Raw genomic sequence first — 472 nt, forward strand, 5'->3', positions numbered from 1 at the left:
GCATTCCCGTTCACGCCAGAGTGCCGCAAGCTGATGCAGGATCTGGCCCGGCATCTTGAACGCACCCCAAACCCAGTTCGTGGCGGCGTCCTGTTGCTTGACCTGGATTTCGATCACGCGCTCGTGGTCATCGACAACGACGGCGTCGAAGAATTCCGGACGATCCACCGGGAAGAGCAGAAATGAAAGCTGATCGTCAGGCAAATGACAGAAGCCGTCCTCGGGAAACCAGATCGTGTCGGGAAGGCCGACCAGGACGACCTCATCGGACGCGACGAGAGGCGCTGCCCGAAAAATCGCATCGCAAAGTCCAACGGGATTGGGCTGCACCACGAAGAGAGCCGCGGCGTCACCATAGCCGGCAGCGTAATATTCGAGGATGTCGGATTTGCCCGATCCAATGATGAAACAGATCTTGTCGACACCAGCGTGCACCATCCGCCGCACCAGATACTCGCTCACGGCGCAGGGA

General features: G+C 59.1%; 1 pseudogene. It reads right to left on the minus strand.

The window, feature by feature from the left end:
• A pseudogene (locus tag EN939_RS37485) lies at positions 1-472 on the minus strand (nucleotidyltransferase family protein); the annotation flags it as partial.

It is taken from the genome of Mesorhizobium sp. M7A.F.Ca.CA.002.05.1.1, assembly GCF_003998335.1.
Taxonomy (GTDB): domain Bacteria; phylum Pseudomonadota; class Alphaproteobacteria; order Rhizobiales; family Rhizobiaceae; genus Mesorhizobium.